Genomic DNA, 15,711 nt, shown 5'->3' on the forward strand with positions numbered 1-15,711 from the left:
ATCCTTGCCGCTCAGGCCGCGGCGGCCGCCTTCAGCCGCCGTTCCCGCTGGATGATTTCGGAGGCGAGCTTCAGGTAGGCCTGGCTGCCGGAGCACTTGAGGTCGTAGAGCAGCGCCGGCTTGCCGTAGGATGGCGCTTCCGACACCCGCACGTTCCGCGGGATGATCGTGTCGTAGACGGTGTCCCCCATCGTCGAGCGCACGTCCTGCACCACCTGGTTCGACAGGTTGTTGCGCGCGTCGAACATGGTGAGCACGATGCCGTGGATGGTCAGCCGCGGGTTCAGCGTGCGCTTGACCTGCTCCACCGTCTGCAACAGCTGCGACAGGCCTTCCAGCGCGAAGAACTCGCACTGAAGCGGCACCAGGATCGAGTGCGCCGCGCTCATCGCATTGATCGTGAGGAGGTTCAGCGAGGGCGGGCAGTCGACCAGCACATAGGTGAACCGCTTGGTCTTGCCGGTGGGATCCTTGGCCGCCAGCTCCGCCTGCCGGGCGATGGCGTTGCGCAGCCGATAGGCGCGATCCGTTTCGTGAGCGATTTCCAGTTCGACGCCGAGATTGTCGAGCGTGGACGGGGCCACGGTGAGCCGCGGCACGACCGTCTCCACCAACGCCTCGCCGAGCGCCGCGTCTCCGACCAGGACATCGTAGGTAGAGACCGACCGCGACCGACGGTCGATGCCCAGCCCCGTCGAGGCGTTGCCCTGCGGGTCGAGGTCGACGATCAGCACCTCTTCGCCGATGGCGGCGAGGGCGGTGCCCAGGTTGATCGCCGTGGTCGTCTTGCCCACGCCACCCTTCTGGTTGGCGAGCGCGAGAACGCGCGGTTGATCGGGAAGTGTGGTCATCGGTGGCCTCTCGCCCCTGAGCCGGATTCGATATGGTGAATCAGAGGTTAACCTGCTGCCCGCCGCCGTGCGAGCCCCCGGATCACCGCGATGCGGCTGTCCGGTTCGATCCTGCTGGGATGTTCTACCAGATCGAATTCCCAAGATAGAGTGGCCGTATCGCGTTCGGACGCAAAATCTTGTCCTTTGTGGAAAACACCCACCGCGCCCTGGGTGAGCCACGGCTCCGCCTGCTCTAACAGCTTGGAGAGTGGGGAGAGTGCACGCGCCGAGACCGCCTCCACCGGCCCGATCTCGGCGCCGGACCGGGCTGAGACCTGCTCGATGCGCTCGTTGAGGACCCGAACGGGCAGCTTCAGCTCGCGCGCCACGGTTAGAAGGAAGGCCGCCTTGCGGCCATTCGATTCCACCAGCGTGACCCGCGCACTGGGCTCGTCGGCAAGCAGGATGGCGGTTACCAGCCCCGGAATTCCCGCGCCGGATCCGAGATCGAGCCACCGGCGCGCTGCGGGAAACGCAGCGAGTGCCTGCGCGCCGTCGGCCATGTGCCGCCGCCAGATGTCGCCAAGCGTCGACGGCGCGACAAGGTTCTTCACCGGCTGCCAGCGGCGGATCAGGTCGACATAGGCGGAGAGCCGCGCCTTGGCGGCCTCCGTCAGCGGCAGGATCGCCCGCACGGCCTCCGGCCCGTCCGGCAACGGCGCGGCCATCACGCAGCTCCCGCCGCACGCTGGCCGCGCTTGACGTGGCCGAGCAGCAGCGTGATCGCCGCCGGCGTGACGCCGTCGATCCGCGCCGCCTGCCCGAGCGTCACCGGCCGGACGGCGTTCAGTTTCGCACGAACCTCGTTGGAGAGGCCCGGCAGCTCGAAACTGAAATCCGACGGGATCGCGAGGCTCTCGTCCCGCCGGAAGGCGGCGATGTCGGCGTCCTGCCGGTCCATGTAGACGGCATAGAGCGCCTCGATCTCCAGCGCCTCGGCCGCCGCGGACGGCAGTCGTCCGAGCTCCGGCCAGATCGCCACCAGCCGGGCGAGGTCGATATCCGGATAGGACAAAAGGTCGTAGGCCGACCGCCGCGCCCCGTCCTGGTTCAGCGCGAGGCCGTGCCGGGAGGCCTCGCTCGGCGTCATCCGCAGCCCGTGGGCAAGCGCGCGCGCCGCGTCCAGGTCCGCCATCTTGGCGGAAAAAGCCGCCGACCGCTCGCGCCCGACCAGACCCAGCGCCTCCCCGATCGGCGTGAGGCGCTGGTCCGCGTTGTCGGCGCGCAGCGTCAGCCGGTATTCGGCGCGCGAGGTGAACATGCGGTAGGGCTCCGCGACCCCCTTGGTGACGAGGTCGTCGATCATCACGCCGAGGTAGCCCTGCGACCGGTCGAACACCACGCCGTCCAGCCCGCCGGCGCGGCGCGCGGCATTCAGGCCGGCCACCAGTCCCTGCGCCGCGGCTTCCTCGTATCCGGTCGTCCCGTTGATCTGGCCGGCGAGGAACAGCCCCACGATGCGCTTCGTCTCCAGCGTCGGCTTAAGGTCGCGGGGGTCCACATGGTCATATTCGATGGCATAGCCAGGCTGCAGGATCCGCGCCCGCTCCAGCCCAGGGATGGTGGCGATGAGGGCGGCCTGGACCTCTTCGGGCAGCGAGGTGGAGATGCCGTTCGGATAGACCACGTCCGTATCCAGGCCCTCCGGCTCCAGGAAGATCTGGTGCCCGTCGCGGTCGCCGAAGCGGACGATCTTGTCCTCGATCGAGGGGCAATAGCGCGGTCCACGGCTTTCGATCTGGCCCGAGTACATCGGAGACCGCAGGATGTTCTCGCGGATCACCCGGTGAGTCGCCTCGGTGGTCCGCGTCACGCCGCAGGCGATCTGCGGGGTGGTGATCGCCGTGGTCAGCGTGGAGAAGGGCGTCGGCACGTCGTCGCCCGGCTGCACCTCCAAGGAGGCCCAGTCGATCGTCCGGCCGTCGAGCCGCGCTGGCGTGCCGGTCTTCAGACGGCCAAGCGCGAACCCTGCCCTCGCTAGGGTCCGGGACAGGCCGAGCGCAGGCGCTTCGCCGACCCGGCCGGCCGGGACCGTGCGCTCGCCGATATGGATCAGGCCGCCGAGGAAGGTACCCGTGGTGAGCACGACCGCCCCGGCTGCAAGCGCGCGACCATCCGACAGGACGACGCCTGTGACCCGGCCCTCGCTGAGATGGAGATCGTCCACCTCGCCTTCCACGACCGTCAGGTTGGGCTCGCGCCGGACCCCCGCCTGGATCGCCTCGCGGTAGAGACGGCGATCGGCCTGGGCCCGAGGACCACGCACCGCAGGGCCCTTCCGGCGGTTGAGCAGGCGGAACTGGATGCCGGCCGCATCGGCAGCCCGGCCCATTACCCCGTCAAGCGCGTCGATCTCCCGGACGAGGTGACCCTTGCCGAGACCCCCGATGGCCGGATTGCACGACATCACGCCGACGGTGTCGAAGCGATGGGTGACGAGCGCGGTCTTCGCACCGATCCGGGCCGCCGCGTGGGCCGCCTCGGTTCCGGCATGTCCACCGCCGATGATGATGACGTCAAAGCTGCCCGACACGATGTGTGGACCTGTTCTGTGGGGATCGGCCCGCCTTTTATCCCCAAACGTCGCCCGGGTCAAAACGACGTCGGTCGAGCTGTTTCACGTGAAACGGACCGGATCCGAATCGAGATATCCACAGCCTGTGGAGTGTTTCACGTGAAACAGCCGGGATAGGCTGTGGATCACTTGCCGATACAGAAGCGCGAGAAGATCGCACCGAGCACGTCCTCGACATCCGTACGCCCGACCAGCCGGCCGATCGCCTCGGATGCCCGGCGCAGGTGGTCGGCGCGGATTTCCAGAGGTAGTCCGGATCGTTGCGCCGCCGAGACGGCCTCCAGCGCTGCCGCGACGCACGTCTTCTGCCGGGCGCGGGTGACGAGAGCGGGCTCGCCGCGCGCCCCGACCGAGGCCTGCGCCACCAGCTCGGCGATCAACAGGTCCAACCCACCGGGGGTCACCGCCGAGACCGCCAACCCGTCTCCCGCCCGGCCTGGGTGGAGATCACTCTTGGTCCGGAGCAGCCGGACCGGCGGACCGAGCCTTGCCACGTGGTCCGGTGGCGTCCGTCCCTCCGGATCGAGCCAGAGCACGAGATCGGCGCGCCGCGCGCGATCGACCGCGCGTCTGATGCCTTCCTGTTCAACGCTGTCGGCCGTGTCCCGCAGGCCTGCCGTGTCGAACAGCACAACGGCCTCGCCCCGCAGGTCCAGGTGCACCTCCAAGAGATCCCGCGTCGTGCCCGGGACGTCGGAGACGATGGCCACGTCCCTTTCAGATAAAGCGTTGATAAGACTAGATTTTCCGGAGTTCGGGGCACCCATCAGCGCAACCTGGAAGCCGTCCCGCACCCGCTCGCCCCGTCGGCTGCCGCTGATCGCCTCCGCCATCTCGCGTGCGATCGAGCCCAGCGCCGCATCCACCGGAGAAAGGTCCGCCCCCGCCGCATCCTCCTCGTCGGAGAAGTCGATGTGCGCCTCCAGGAGAGCCCGCGCCTCCAGGATCCGCGTCCGCCAGTCGAGCGCCGAACGGGCGAGACCGCCATCCGCCTGCGCAAGGGCCTGGATCCGCTGCGCGTCCGTTTCGGCCGCGATCAGATCGGCAAGGCCCTCCACCGCAGTCAGATCGAGGCGGCCGTTCTCGAAGGCGCGGCGAGTGAACTCCCCCGCCTCCGCCAGCCGGCAGCCCGGAAGCGATGCGAGAACCGCGAGGATCTTCTGCACGACTGCTCGGCTGCCATGCACCTGGATCTCTGCCGTGTCCTCCCCGGTAAACGTGCCTGGCCCGGGCATGAGGAAGACGATTCCCCGATCGATCACCTCGCCTGTGTCGGGATCCCGGATGGCGCGGAAGCTCACGCGTCGAGCGGTCGGCACCGTCCGAACGACCCGGGCGATCGCCGACCCCGTCGACGGCCCGGATACCCGGATCACCGCGACCCCCGCAGGCGGATGGCCGCTCGCAAGCGCGACGATCGTGTCCCGCCCTCCGCCTGACGCGCCTACTTGTCCCGGTGTACCCTCGCTCATGGCTGAACCCTGGATGCGCGCTCTGCGTTGCGCGTCTGACAACGATGCGGACGAGACCGATGACCACCGAGAGCGGCACCACCAATCGACTGGCCGACGAGACCAGCCCGTACCTGCTCCAGCACGCCGGCAACCCCGTGGACTGGTATCCATGGGGAACCGAAGCCTTCGAGGAGGCGCGCCGGTCGAACCGCCCGGTGCTACTGTCGGTCGGCTATGCCGCCTGTCACTGGTGTCACGTGATGGCGCACGAAAGTTTCGAGGACGAATCGGTCGCCGCCGTGATGAACCGCCTGTTCGTCAATATCAAGGTCGATCGCGAGGAGCGCCCGGACGTCGACCAGATCTACATGAACGCGCTCCACGCGCTCGGCGAGCAGGGCGGCTGGCCGCTCACCATGTTCCTGACACCCGCCGGAGAACCCTTCTGGGGCGGCACCTACTTTCCGAAGACCACCCGCTATGGTCGGCCCGGCTTCACGCAGGTGCTGGAATCCATATCCCGGATCTTCCATGAGGAGCCGGAGAAGGTGACCGCCAACGGAACCGCCCTCTCCAATCACTTGCAGCAACTCTCAGCCCCTTCATCACCAGGCCCTGAGCCGACGCCCGACCTGCTCGAAGCCGCCTGTTCGCGCCTCGTATCGCTCCTCGACCCTGTCCATGGCGGGTTGCGCGGTGCGCCGAAATTCCCGCAGCCGACCCTGCTCAACCTCCTCCTCACCCAGGGTCTCCGGACCCGCAGCGAGCCCATGCTGGCTTCCGTGGTCTTCGCGCTCGAACGGATGTCCCAGGGCGGCATCTACGACCACGTCGGCGGCGGCTTCGCGCGCTATTCCGTCGACGACCGCTGGCTCGTCCCGCACTTCGAGAAGATGCTCTACGACAACGGCCAGTTGCTTGCGCTGCTTGCTCATGCCGAAGCCCTCAGCGGCGCATGGCCGTTCCGCAGCCGAATCGAAGAAACGATCGCCTGGCTCGGCCGGGAGATGAAAGTGGATGGGGGTGGGTTCGCGGCGAGCCTCGACGCCGATACGGAAGGCCACGAGGGGCTGACCTACGTCTGGACGCCCGATGAGATCGCCGAAGTTCTCGGCGAGGAGGATGCGAACCTGGTTTTCGACGCCTACGACGTCAGCCGAACGGGCAACTTCGAAGGTCGCAACATCCTCAATCGGACACTCGCGCCGCAACGGGACGGGCTTACCGAGAGTCGCTTGTCGGATGCGTTAGGGCGCCTCCTCGCCGCGCGGAATCGTCGACCCCAGCCCGGTCGCGACGACAAGGTGTTGGCAGACTGGAACGCCCTGGTCATCCGCGGCCTCTGCGCTGCCGGCGTGGCTCTCGCGCGCCCCGACTGGATCGCGCGGGCCGAAACCGCCTATCGCTTCGTGATGGACGTCATGGCCGACGTCGACGGCCGCCTCGCCCACGCGACCCGCGCCGGTCGCTTCACGCGCCCCGGCCTCGCCACCGACCATGCCGGCATGGCCGCCGCCGCGATCGCGCTTCACCAGGCCACATTCCGCCCGGAGTTCATCGACGAGGCGGAAGCGCTGCTCGCCATCCTCGACCGCCACTACGCCGCAACCGACGGGCTCTTCCATCTCTCCGCCGACGACGTCGCCGACCTGATCGTCCGCCCGAAGTCCATCCACGACGAAGCCACACCCAATGCCAACGGTCTCGCCGCCCGCGCCTCGCTCGACCTCTATCTGCTGACCGGCCGCCAGCGCCATCTCGACCGCGCCGATGCGATCTTCCGCGCAGCAGGCGCCGAGATCGCGCGCAACATCGTCGGTGCGGCCTCGACGCTCGAGGCCTTCGCGCGCCGGCTGGACATGGCGTCGGTCGTCGTGGTCGGACCACCCGGCGAGGAGCGGGATCTGCTTGTCGCCGCCGCCCGCCGTCTCCAACCCACCGCGGTTCTTTTCGTGTCCGAATCGACTGACGGCCTCGGTCCGGTGCATCCCGCTTCCGGCAAGGCGGCGGTGGATGGCGTCCCGGCCGCCTACGTCTGCAAAGGCGCCACCTGCTCGCTTCCGGTCACCGATCCCAGAGCTCTCCGTGGTCTCTGATTCACGTGAAACAAAAAAGCCGCCCGAAGCAATCGCTCCGGGCGGCTGTTTCACGTGAATCCGACGGCGGTGCCGTCAGGTGTTCATGTTGTCGAAGAAATCCGAGTTCGTCCGGGTCTGCCGCAGCTTGTCGAGCAGGAACTCGATCGCATCGGTGGTGCCCATCGGATTGAGGATGCGGCGCAGGACGAAGGTCTTCTTGAGCTTGTCCGGCGGAACCAGCAGGTCTTCCTTGCGGGTGCCGGAGCGCTGGATGTCGATCGCCGGGAACACGCGCTTGTCGGAGATCTTGCGGTCCAGGATGACTTCCGAGTTGCCCGTACCCTTGAACTCTTCGAAGATCACCTCGTCCATGCGGCTGCCCGTGTCGATCAGCGCGGTGGCGATGATGGTCAGCGAACCGCCCTGCTCGATGTTGCGCGCCGCGCCGAAGAAGCGCTTCGGGCGCTGCAGGGCGTTGGCGTCCACGCCACCTGTCAGCACCTTGCCGGAAGACGGCACCACGGTGTTGTAGGCGCGGCCGAGGCGGGTGATCGAGTCCAGCAGGATGACCACGTCGCGACCGTGTTCGACCAGGCGCTTGGCCTTTTCGATGACCATCTCGGCGACCTGCACGTGGCGCACCGCCGGCTCGTCGAAGGTGGAGGACACGACCTCGCCGCGGACGGACCGCTGCATGTCGGTCACTTCCTCCGGACGCTCGTCGATCAGGAGGACGATGAGATAGCACTCCGGATGGTTCGATGTGATGGAGTGCGCGATGTTCTGCAGCAGCACGGTCTTGCCGGTGCGGGGCGGCGCCACGATCAGGGCGCGCTGGCCTTTGCCGAGCGGCGAGACGATGTCGATGATGCGGGCCGAGTAGTCCTTGCTCGGCTGGCCTTCGACCTCCATCCGGAAGCGTTCGTCCGGATAGAGCGGCGTCAGGTTGTCGAAGTGGACCTTGTGACGAGCCTTGTCCGGATCTTCGAAGTTGACGGTATTGACCTTGAGGAGTGCGAAATAGCGCTCACCCTCCTTCGGCGACCGGATCTCGCCTTCGACCGTGTCGCCGGTCCGCAGCGAGAAGCGGCGGATCTGCGAGGGCGAGACGTAGATGTCATCCGGCCCGGGCAGGTAGTTTGCGTCCGGCGAACGCAGGAAGCCGAAGCCATCCTGCAGCACCTCCACCACACCCTCGCCGATGATGTCGACATCCTGCGCGGCAAGCTGCTTGAGGATCGCGAACAGCAGCTCCTGCTTGCGCATCGTCGAGGCGTTCTCGACCTCCAGTTCCTCGGCCACGGCCAGGAGTTCGGTGGGGGTCTTCTTCTTCAGGTCCTGGAGTTTCATCTCCGCCATGGGGCGTCGGTCTCTGTCAGATGGGAAAGGTCAAGCGGGACATGGGAGACCCGCGTCGAGGCAAGGAAGGGAAATTACGCGCAAGATCTGGAGAGCGAGGCAGCGAACCGGAGGGGATCCGGTCCGTGCAGAAATCGGCGGCTTCGGGCCGATAGCCCCCGGCATCTCGTTTTGCCCGGGCGGGCAAGGGATGCCACGTCTGCAGCGGTCTTATGCCGAGCATATAGCTGCTTCGCCGACCGGCCACAAGCCCGCCGACGACCGCTTTTTAACCGAAACTCCCCTCAAAAAGGCTTAACGACGACCAGAATGAGGATCAGGATCATGAGGATGGTCGGCACCTCGTTGGCGATCCGGTAGAACCGCCCGGGCCGCGTGTTCCGGTCGGCGGCGAAATCCTTCAGCCACTTGGCGCAGGCGCCGTGGAAGCCGGAGAGGGCAAGCACCAGCGCCAGCTTTCCATGCAGCCAACCGTCCGAGAACCAGCCGCCCTGCCAGGCGAGCGCCAGGCCGAAGATCCAGGTCGCGATCATCGCCGGCGTCATGATCGCCTTGAGCAACCGCCGCTCCATCACCTTGAACGTCTCGGACTGGGCCGAACCGACCGGTGCGTCCACATGGTAGACGAACAGGCGGGGCAAGTAGAACAGCGCGGCCATCCAGGCGATCAGCGCGGCGAGATGGCCGACCTTCAGCCAGGCGTAGAGATCACCCATCGTGGACCCTTCCTCAGAGCCGCGCCGCGCGGACGCGGGCCACCAGCCGCGAAACCGCCTCGGGCGAGGCGTCCGGGGTGATGCCGTGTCCGAGGTTGAAGATCAAGGGTCCGTGTCCGAGCATCTCCAGCACATGGTCCACGCCGCGGTCGAGCGCCTCGCCGCCGACCACCATCCGCAGCGGGTCCAGGTTGCCCTGCACCGGCACCAGCGTCTGGACATTGTCGCGGGCGAAAACGGCAGGGACCTGCCAGTCGAGCCCGACGGCGGTGATGCCGGTCCGCCGCACGTATTCAGGCAGACGCGCTCCAGCGCCCTTCGGAAAGCCGATGATCCGCGCACCCGGAACGACTGCCCGGACTCCGGCGACAATCCGCGCAACCGGCTGGATCGCCCAGCGCTCGAAGCCCTCGTCGTCGAGGCTTCCCGCCCAGGTGTCGAAGATCTGCACCGCGTCGGCGCCGGCCTTCAGCTGCGCCACCAGATAGGCGACCGACGCATCGACCAGCAGGTCCATGAGCCGGGCGAACCCCTCCGGATCGGTCAGCGCCGCCCGCCGCGCCGGGCCCTGGTCGGGCGTCCCCCGGCCTGCGATCATGTAGGTCGCAATCGTCCAGGGCGCCCCGCAGAAGCCCAGCAGCGCCGTCTCGGCGGGCAGGGCCGCCCGGATGCGCTCCACGGTCTCCAGCACCGGCTCCAGCCGCCCCAGCATGCCATCGAGGTCGAGACCGCCGAGCCCATCGAGCGTGACCGGCTCCAGCCGTGGACCCTCCCCTTCGGCGAACCACACCGTCTGGCCGAGCGCGTGCGGCACCACCAGGATGTCGGAGAACAAGATCGCCGCATCGAACCCGAAGCGGCGGATCGGCTGCAGCGTCACCTCGGTCGCCAGCTTCGGCGAGTAGCAGAGATCCAGGAACCCGCCGGCCTCCGCCCGGGTTGCCTTGTACTCCGGCAGGTAGCGGCCGGCCTGGCGCATCAGCCAGATCGGCGGCGGAAACAGGCGCTCGCCGTCGAGCACCCGGAGGATCGCCTTCTCCTGGCCCCTTCCGTCGGAGGCGGGCGACTGACTGCCGGAAGCGCGCTTGTCGTGGTCCACGGGCTCCATCCCTTTCAGAGATTAAGAGTCTGATAAGACTTTTTCGTTTCTATTAGGGGGGTGGATTACAGGGATCCCCCGCCGTCCACAATCCGTCAGCCTCCGTGCCGTCGCATCGTCCGGTGGGGACGTTTTTCCCGCCCGCTTCGTCCCACTCTGTTGAGAACGCTGGAATCCGGCTGTTTCGGAGCCGATTCAAAGGCCGGGCTGCCGACTCCGCCTTGTGGATGAGGAGTCGATGACAGTCCCTTCTGGCGGACAACGTCTGCAGATCACCCTTGCCCACAGCCTGCCCGACGGTGACACGCTCCGGTAAGGATTTGTTGATGATTTGGGCCGACCCGGGACAGGCTCCCGCCGCCGCCCCGATCCGGCCCCCGCCCTCCACACTTCTCCACAGGGCTGGGGACAACCCTGCACGGAAGCCTCCATCAGAACAGAAAACCGCCGATCCGGGCCGGATCGGCGCCTGTGACGGCCCGCCCCTCGCGAAACCTGCCGGTCCGTGCCAATCTCCGTCAAACGAACGGGCGAGGAGCGCGATGAAGCGCGGGCACATCTATTTCCATCTGCATCTGGTGTCCGACTCCACCGGCGAGACACTCCTCACCGTCGGCCGGGCGGCCGCCGCGCGCTACGAGAGCATCGCGCCCATCGAGCATGTCTATCCGCTCGTCCGCTCCATGCGCCATCTGGACCGGGTGATCAGCGACATCGAGGCCTCGCCTGGCATTGTCCTCTACACGCTCGTGGAACGCGATCTCGGCGCCCGCATCGAGGAAGCCTGCAAGGCCGCGACCCTGCCCTGCGTCAATGTGCTCGACCCGATCGTCGATGTCTTCCGCTCCTACCTGAACCTGCCGGCGACGGGAAAGGCCGGCGCCCAGCACGCCCTCGACGCCGAGTATTTCAAGCGGATCGACGCGCTGAACTTCACCATGATGCACGACGACGGCCAGCTGCCGGAGAACATCGAGGACGCCGACATCATCCTGATCGGCGTCAGCCGCACGTCGAAGACTCCGACGAGCATCTACCTCGCCAATCGCGGCGTGCGCGCCACCAACATGCCGCTGGTGCCGGGGGTGGCGATGCCGCAGAAGATCCTGGATGCGAAACGACCGCTCGTCGTCGGCCTGATCGCCAGCCCCGAGCGGATCATGCATATTCGCCAGAACCGCCTGCTGTCGCTCAACGCGGCCGACCAGGACACGCCCTACGTGGACAAGACGGCGATCGCCCAGGAGGTCGCCTATTCGCGCCGGCTCTGCTCGGAGAACAACTGGCCGATGATCGACGTCACCCGCCGCTCGATCGAGGAGACCGCCGCCGCGATCCTTGCGCTCTACGATCAACATCGCTACGGCAAGACCAAGGAACCGTTCGCCTGACCGGCGGATTGCGCCGGATGGGGGCTCGCCCGGGCCTTCAAGGAGTTCGACGCGCATGACCCTCATTCTCGCCTCCGGCAGCGCCACCCGCGCTTCCATGCTGACCAGCGCGGGGTTGATCTTCGAGCGTCGCAGTCCCGACGTGGACGAGCGCGCGGTCGAATCGGCGCTCGCCGAGACGGGCGTCGGCCCCGACGACGTGGCGACCGTGCTCGCCGAAGTGAAGGCGACCGAAGTCTCCCTCCGCTTCCCCGACGCGCTGGTGATCGGCGCCGACCAGACGCTGTCCCTGGGCGACGAGCGCTTCCACAAGCCGCCAGACATGGAGGCGGCCCGGCGCCAGCTGCTGGCGCTGCGCGGACGCACCCACCAGCTCCACTCCGCCGCCGTCGTCGCCGTCAACGGCGAGCCGCTATTCCGGCATGTCGCGACCGCCAGCCTCACCATGCGCCCTTTCACGCCCGCCTTCGTCGGCCGCTACCTGGCGGTGGTCGGCGAGCGGGCGCTCTCCTCCGTCGGCGCCTACCAGGTGGAGGGATTCGGCATCCAGCTCTTCGAGGAGATCGACGGCGATCACTTCACCATTCTGGGGCTGCCGCTGCTGCCGCTTCTCGCCTTCCTTAGAACCCGCGGAGTCCTCGACACATGACGTTGAAGGCCGGTGTGATCGGCTGGCCGATCGCCCATTCGCGCTCGCCGCTGATCCACAACCACTGGGCCCGCGTGCATGGCATCGACGCCCACTACGAGCGGATCCCGGTCGCGCCCGAGGACGCCGACCGTTTCTTCGCGACCTTCGCCGAGCAGGACTACGTCGGGGCGAACGTGACCATCCCCTACAAGGAGCACGCCTTTCGCGCCGCAGCCCGTCACGACCCGGTGGCCGAGCGTCTGCAGGCTGTGAACTGCCTGTGGATCGAGGGTGGACAGGTCTGCGGCGCCAACACGGATGCGGAAGGATTTCTCGGCAATCTGGACGCTTCTGCGCCCGGCTGGGATCGTAATCCCGGCGCAGCGTTGGTTCTCGGCGCCGGCGGCGCCGCTCGTGCGGTCGTCGACGGCCTTGTGGCGCGAGGATTTACGGTGCGGATCGCCAACCGCACCCTCGCCCGCGCAGAGGAGCTCGCCGGCCGTTACCCCGGCCATGCCACTGCCCACGCCTTCGCCGACGCTGACCGGTTGCTCGCCGACGCCGTCGTCGTCGTCAACACCACCTCGCTCGGCATGAAGGGCGAGGGCGACATCGACCTGGATCTCGCGCGCCTCGGCCCCGAAACGGTGGTCACCGACATCGTCTACGTGCCGCTGAAGACCCCCTTCCTCCAGCGTGCCGAGGCGGCAGGCCTGCGCACCGTGGATGGCCTCGGCATGCTTCTGCACCAGGCCGTCCCGGCCTTCGAGCGCTGGTTCGGGGTCCGGCCCACGGTGACGCCTGAACTTCGAGCGCTGGTGGAGGCGGATCTCAAGCCATGATCGTTCTCGGCCTCACCGGCTCGATCGGCATGGGCAAGTCCACCACGGCCGGCCTTTTCGAGGCACGAGGCGTGCCGGTGTTCGATGCCGACGCGGCCGTCCACGCGCTCTACGCCGGCCCCCTGGCCGCCGAGATCGAAGCGGCCTTCCCAGGCACGACGGTGGGCGGCACCGTCGACCGCGCTCACCTCGGTGCGGCTGTGCTTGGCCGACCGGACGCGCTAAAGCGCCTGGAAGCGATCGTCCACCCCGCGGTGCGCGCCGAGCAGGCGCGCTTCCTGGACGCAGCTCGGGCAAGCGGCGCACCGGTCGCGCTGCTCGACATTCCCCTCCTCTTCGAGACCGGCCGCGACGCCGAGATGGATGCGGTCGTCGTGGTCTCCGCACCGGCCGACGTCCAGCGCACCCGCGTCCTCACCCGGCCCGGCATGACCTTCGAGAAGCTGGACGCGATCCTCGCCCGCCAACTGCCCGATGCGCAGAAGCGTGCCCGTGCCGATTTCGTAGTGGAAACCGGCGACGGGCTGGAAGCGGCTGCCGCTGCGGTCGACCGGATCCTCGAGACGCTGACCCGGCTGGACCGCACCGGGGAAAAGCCGACCCGCGCCTTGCGCAACCTGGATGAGGGTGGCACGGTCGCCCCGACAGCCCCTTCGAACGACGCGGACCCGAAAGCCTGATGCGCGAGATCGTTCTCGACACCGAAACCACCGGTCTCGACCCGAAGACCGGCGACCGGCTCGTCGAGATCGGCTGCGTGGAGCTGGTCAACCAGTTCCCGACGGGCCGCACCTATCACGTCTACATCAACCCCGAGCGGGCGATGCCGCGCGAGGCCTTCGAGGTGCACGGCCTCTCCGACGCCTTCCTCGCCGACAAGCCGCGCTTCGACGACGTTGCCGACGCCTTCCTGGAGTTCGTCGCGGGGGCCCGGCTGGTGATCCACAACGCCCAGTTCGACATGGGCTTCATCAACCACGAACTGAAGCGATCCGGCCGGGTCACGATCGAGATCGACCGGGTGATCGACACGCTGCAGATCGCCCGGCGCAAGCACCCTGGCTCGCCCGCCAACCTCGACGCGCTCTGCGCCCGCTACGGCATCGACACGTCCAAGCGCGTCAAGCACGGCGCGCTTCTCGACGCCGAGCTGTTGGCCGAGGTCTATATCGAGCTGAACGGCGGCCGGCAGGCCGACCTCGGCTTCACCGCCGGCGGCGGCAACAGCCGCGTGCTCGCCACCCTGCGCAAGGTCCGGCCCCGTCCGGAACCGCTCCCCTCCCGCGTCACGGCGGAGGAGGCCGAGGCGCACCGCGCCTTCATCGCTGCGATCGGAGAGAAGGCGCTCTGGATCCGCTACCAGGAAACGGAAGAGCCGCCGGCGGCGGCCAGCGGCTCTCACTGAGATCGTCGATCTTGCGCGGCGTGTCAGCCGGTCACTGGACCTGCTGCTGCATTCGCGAGATGTACTGCTGGTAGAGCCCCACGAAATCGATGGGGTCGATGAGCAGCGGCGGGAAGCCGCCGCGCACGCTCGCATCGGCGATGATCTGGCGCGCGAACGGGAACAGCAGCCGCGGGCATTCGATCATCACGAAGGGATGCAGGTGCTGCTGCGGTACGTTCTGCACCCGGAACAGGCCGCCATAGAGCAGCTCGATCTGGAACACGACCTCGTCGTCGAGCTCGGCCTTCACCTCGATCTTGAGATCGACCTCGTACTCGATCCCCGAGCGCTGCTTGGAGCCGACATTGACGCCGACGCTGATCGCCGGGCTCTTGTCGCGCGGGCGCAGGCTGTCGGGCGCCTTCGGGTTCTCGAAGGACAGGTCCTTGGTGTACTGGGCGATGACGTTGAGCGAGGGCTGCTGCGGAATGCCGCCCTGGGTGTCCGGTCCGACCGTGGTCATGGGTCTGAAATCCTCTGCCGCGTGCCTCATGCGATGCGGCACGTCTCCGGGCGGTGGGCTAGCACGGGCCGGGCGCAGGATGCAAGAACGGCTGCGAATTGCCTCAGGGCAGCCGCGGCGGCTCGCGGCCCTCCGACCACGGTGAGGGCGGCGCGTCCGGGTCGCGGTCCTTGACCTCGAACTCGTCCGGATCGAGGTCCACCACGCCGCTCGGTCCCCGGCTGCCGGCGGTCGCCCGGAACCCCGCCGCCGTCTCCACCACGGTCATGTTGCGCCGGAGCCAGGCCGCGGCGAGCTTGCGCAGCGGCGGCATCAGCAGGATGAAGGCGAGCACGTCCGTCAGGAGACCCGGCAGCAGCAGGAAGAACCCGGCGAGCGCCAGGAGCGCGCCCTGCACCAGGCTTTCCGCCGGTACCCGCCCGGCGTTGACGTCTGCCTGCAGCCGCCGGATCAACTGGACGCCCTGCAGCCGGATCACCGCCGTACCGGCTATGCCGGCGACGAGGAGCAGCGCCAGGGTCCACAGGATGCCGATCTCGCGACCGACGGCGATGAACGTCGCGATCTCCAGGATCGGCAGGGCGAGCACCAGAAGGATGATCAGCGGCTTGAGCTTCATGAACGGTCCCGGAAACGGAGGGCGTGGCATGCGGATCGATGGAAACGAAAGGAAAAGGAACGGCGGTTTAGATTGATCCATGCCGATGAAACTGGCAAAGGCATGAAACGGGCACTATCGCCGTGTCGCGTGCCCCTTTATGCT

General features: G+C 67.7%; 15 protein-coding genes. 6 read left to right on the forward strand and 9 right to left on the reverse strand.

Annotated elements, in window-relative coordinates; all coding sequences use genetic code 11:
- Window positions 1–11: 11 nt before the first annotated feature.
- The 4 genes from HZ321_RS16300 to mnmE all read right to left on the reverse strand — a co-directional run bounded on the left by HZ321_RS16300 (window position 12) and on the right by mnmE (window position 4,940).
- Window positions 12–851, reverse strand: a complete 840-nt coding sequence (locus HZ321_RS16300; protein WP_181703443.1) for a ParA family protein — start codon at window positions 849–851, stop codon at window positions 12–14.
- Window positions 852–898: 47 nt separating this feature from the next.
- Complete coding sequence (rsmG, locus tag HZ321_RS16305) at window positions 899–1,561, reverse strand: 16S rRNA (guanine(527)-N(7))-methyltransferase RsmG (RefSeq protein ID WP_181703444.1); 663 nt, start codon at window positions 1,559–1,561, stop codon at window positions 899–901.
- Window positions 1,561–3,426 carry a tRNA uridine-5-carboxymethylaminomethyl(34) synthesis enzyme MnmG gene (gene mnmG, locus HZ321_RS16310; RefSeq protein WP_181703445.1) on the reverse strand — a complete coding sequence of 622 codons (1,866 nt, stop codon included), beginning with the start codon at window positions 3,424–3,426 and terminating at the stop codon, window positions 1,561–1,563. The genes rsmG and mnmG overlap by 1 nt, the downstream gene beginning before the upstream one ends.
- Window positions 3,427–3,593: 167 nt before the next feature.
- A complete protein-coding gene (mnmE, locus tag HZ321_RS16315) occupies window positions 3,594–4,940 on the reverse strand; it encodes a tRNA uridine-5-carboxymethylaminomethyl(34) synthesis GTPase MnmE (RefSeq protein WP_181703446.1) in 1,347 nt (448 codons plus the stop codon).
- 59 nt (window positions 4,941–4,999) lie between these two features.
- On the opposite strand from mnmE, the gene HZ321_RS16320 reads away from it, so the two are divergent.
- A complete protein-coding gene (locus HZ321_RS16320) occupies window positions 5,000–7,018 on the forward strand; it encodes a thioredoxin domain-containing protein (RefSeq protein WP_181703447.1) in 2,019 nt (672 codons plus the stop codon).
- 75 nt (window positions 7,019–7,093) lie between these two features.
- Here HZ321_RS16320 and rho read toward each other — a convergent pair whose 3' ends face one another.
- The 3 genes from rho to hemE all read right to left on the reverse strand — a co-directional run bounded on the left by rho (window position 7,094) and on the right by hemE (window position 10,105).
- Entirely contained in the window at window positions 7,094–8,359 is a 1,266-nt protein-coding gene (gene rho, locus HZ321_RS16325) for a transcription termination factor Rho (protein ID WP_181703448.1), read from the reverse strand.
- 284 nt (window positions 8,360–8,643) lie between these two features.
- Window positions 8,644–9,075 (reverse strand): protoporphyrinogen oxidase HemJ, encoded by a 432-nt coding sequence (gene hemJ, locus HZ321_RS16330; RefSeq protein ID WP_181703449.1) that lies wholly within the window; start codon window positions 9,073–9,075, stop codon window positions 8,644–8,646.
- A gap of 13 nt (window positions 9,076–9,088) precedes the next feature.
- Window positions 9,089–10,105: a uroporphyrinogen decarboxylase gene (gene hemE, locus HZ321_RS16335; RefSeq protein ID WP_342343866.1), complete on the reverse strand. Its 1,017-nt coding sequence runs from the start codon at window positions 10,103–10,105 to the stop codon at window positions 9,089–9,091.
- Between the two features lie 611 nt (window positions 10,106–10,716).
- Here hemE and HZ321_RS16340 point away from each other — a divergent pair.
- Genes HZ321_RS16340 through dnaQ form a run of 5 tightly spaced genes read left to right on the forward strand, consistent with a single transcriptional unit; the run spans window position 10,717 to window position 14,443 of the window.
- Window positions 10,717–11,565, forward strand: a complete 849-nt coding sequence (locus HZ321_RS16340) for a pyruvate, water dikinase regulatory protein (RefSeq protein ID WP_181703451.1) — start codon at window positions 10,717–10,719, stop codon at window positions 11,563–11,565.
- 55 nt (window positions 11,566–11,620) lie between these two features.
- Entirely contained in the window at window positions 11,621–12,214 is a 594-nt protein-coding gene (locus tag HZ321_RS16345; RefSeq protein WP_181703452.1) for a Maf-like protein, read from the forward strand.
- Entirely contained in the window at window positions 12,211–13,038 is an 828-nt protein-coding gene (locus tag HZ321_RS16350) for a shikimate dehydrogenase (RefSeq protein ID WP_181703453.1), read from the forward strand. Before HZ321_RS16345 ends, HZ321_RS16350 begins: the two co-directional genes overlap by 4 nt.
- Complete coding sequence (gene coaE / locus HZ321_RS16355) at window positions 13,035–13,718, forward strand: dephospho-CoA kinase (RefSeq protein WP_181703454.1); 684 nt, start codon at window positions 13,035–13,037, stop codon at window positions 13,716–13,718. The genes HZ321_RS16350 and coaE overlap by 4 nt, the downstream gene beginning before the upstream one ends.
- On the forward strand, window positions 13,718–14,443 hold the full coding sequence (gene dnaQ / locus HZ321_RS16360) for a DNA polymerase III subunit epsilon (RefSeq protein ID WP_181703455.1): 726 nt from the start codon (window positions 13,718–13,720) through the stop codon (window positions 14,441–14,443). Before coaE ends, dnaQ begins: the two co-directional genes overlap by 1 nt.
- Window positions 14,444–14,474: 31 nt before the next feature.
- Here the strand turns inward: dnaQ and secB are convergent, their stop codons facing one another.
- Both secB and HZ321_RS16370 read right to left on the reverse strand, forming a co-directional pair.
- Window positions 14,475–14,948 carry a protein-export chaperone SecB gene (secB, locus tag HZ321_RS16365; RefSeq protein WP_181703456.1) on the reverse strand — a complete coding sequence of 158 codons (474 nt, stop codon included), beginning with the start codon at window positions 14,946–14,948 and terminating at the stop codon, window positions 14,475–14,477.
- Between the two features lie 103 nt (window positions 14,949–15,051).
- Window positions 15,052–15,567: an FxsA family protein gene (locus tag HZ321_RS16370; RefSeq protein ID WP_181703457.1), complete on the reverse strand. Its 516-nt coding sequence runs from the start codon at window positions 15,565–15,567 to the stop codon at window positions 15,052–15,054.
- Window positions 15,568–15,711 lie beyond the last annotated feature (144 nt).

It is taken from the genome of Chthonobacter albigriseus (genome assembly GCF_013839445.1).
GTDB classification, from domain to species: Bacteria; Pseudomonadota; Alphaproteobacteria; order Rhizobiales; family Pleomorphomonadaceae; genus Chthonobacter; species Chthonobacter albigriseus.

Bases quoted from the DNA above. Each gene is read 5' to 3' on its own strand.
- HZ321_RS16345 (WP_181703452.1), top strand. From the start codon at position 11,621: ATGACCCTCATTCTCGCCTCCGGCAGCGCCACCCGCGCTTCCATGCTG.
- rho (WP_181703448.1), bottom strand. From the start codon at position 8,359: ATGGCGGAGATGAAACTCCAGGACCTGAAGAAGAAGACCCCCACCGAA.
- HZ321_RS16370 (WP_181703457.1), bottom strand. From the start codon at position 15,567: ATGAAGCTCAAGCCGCTGATCATCCTTCTGGTGCTCGCCCTGCCGATC.
- rsmG (WP_181703444.1), bottom strand. From the start codon at position 1,561: ATGGCCGCGCCGTTGCCGGACGGGCCGGAGGCCGTGCGGGCGATCCTG.
- hemJ (WP_181703449.1), bottom strand. From the start codon at position 9,075: ATGGGTGATCTCTACGCCTGGCTGAAGGTCGGCCATCTCGCCGCGCTG.
- HZ321_RS16350 (WP_181703453.1), top strand. From the start codon at position 12,211: ATGACGTTGAAGGCCGGTGTGATCGGCTGGCCGATCGCCCATTCGCGC.
- coaE (WP_181703454.1), top strand. From the start codon at position 13,035: ATGATCGTTCTCGGCCTCACCGGCTCGATCGGCATGGGCAAGTCCACC.
- mnmE (WP_181703446.1), bottom strand. From the start codon at position 4,940: ATGAGCGAGGGTACACCGGGACAAGTAGGCGCGTCAGGCGGAGGGCGG.
- secB (WP_181703456.1), bottom strand. From the start codon at position 14,948: ATGACCACGGTCGGACCGGACACCCAGGGCGGCATTCCGCAGCAGCCC.
- HZ321_RS16340 (WP_181703451.1), top strand. From the start codon at position 10,717: ATGAAGCGCGGGCACATCTATTTCCATCTGCATCTGGTGTCCGACTCC.
- dnaQ (WP_181703455.1), top strand. From the start codon at position 13,718: ATGCGCGAGATCGTTCTCGACACCGAAACCACCGGTCTCGACCCGAAG.
- HZ321_RS16300 (WP_181703443.1), bottom strand. From the start codon at position 851: ATGACCACACTTCCCGATCAACCGCGCGTTCTCGCGCTCGCCAACCAG.
- HZ321_RS16320 (WP_181703447.1), top strand. From the start codon at position 5,000: ATGACCACCGAGAGCGGCACCACCAATCGACTGGCCGACGAGACCAGC.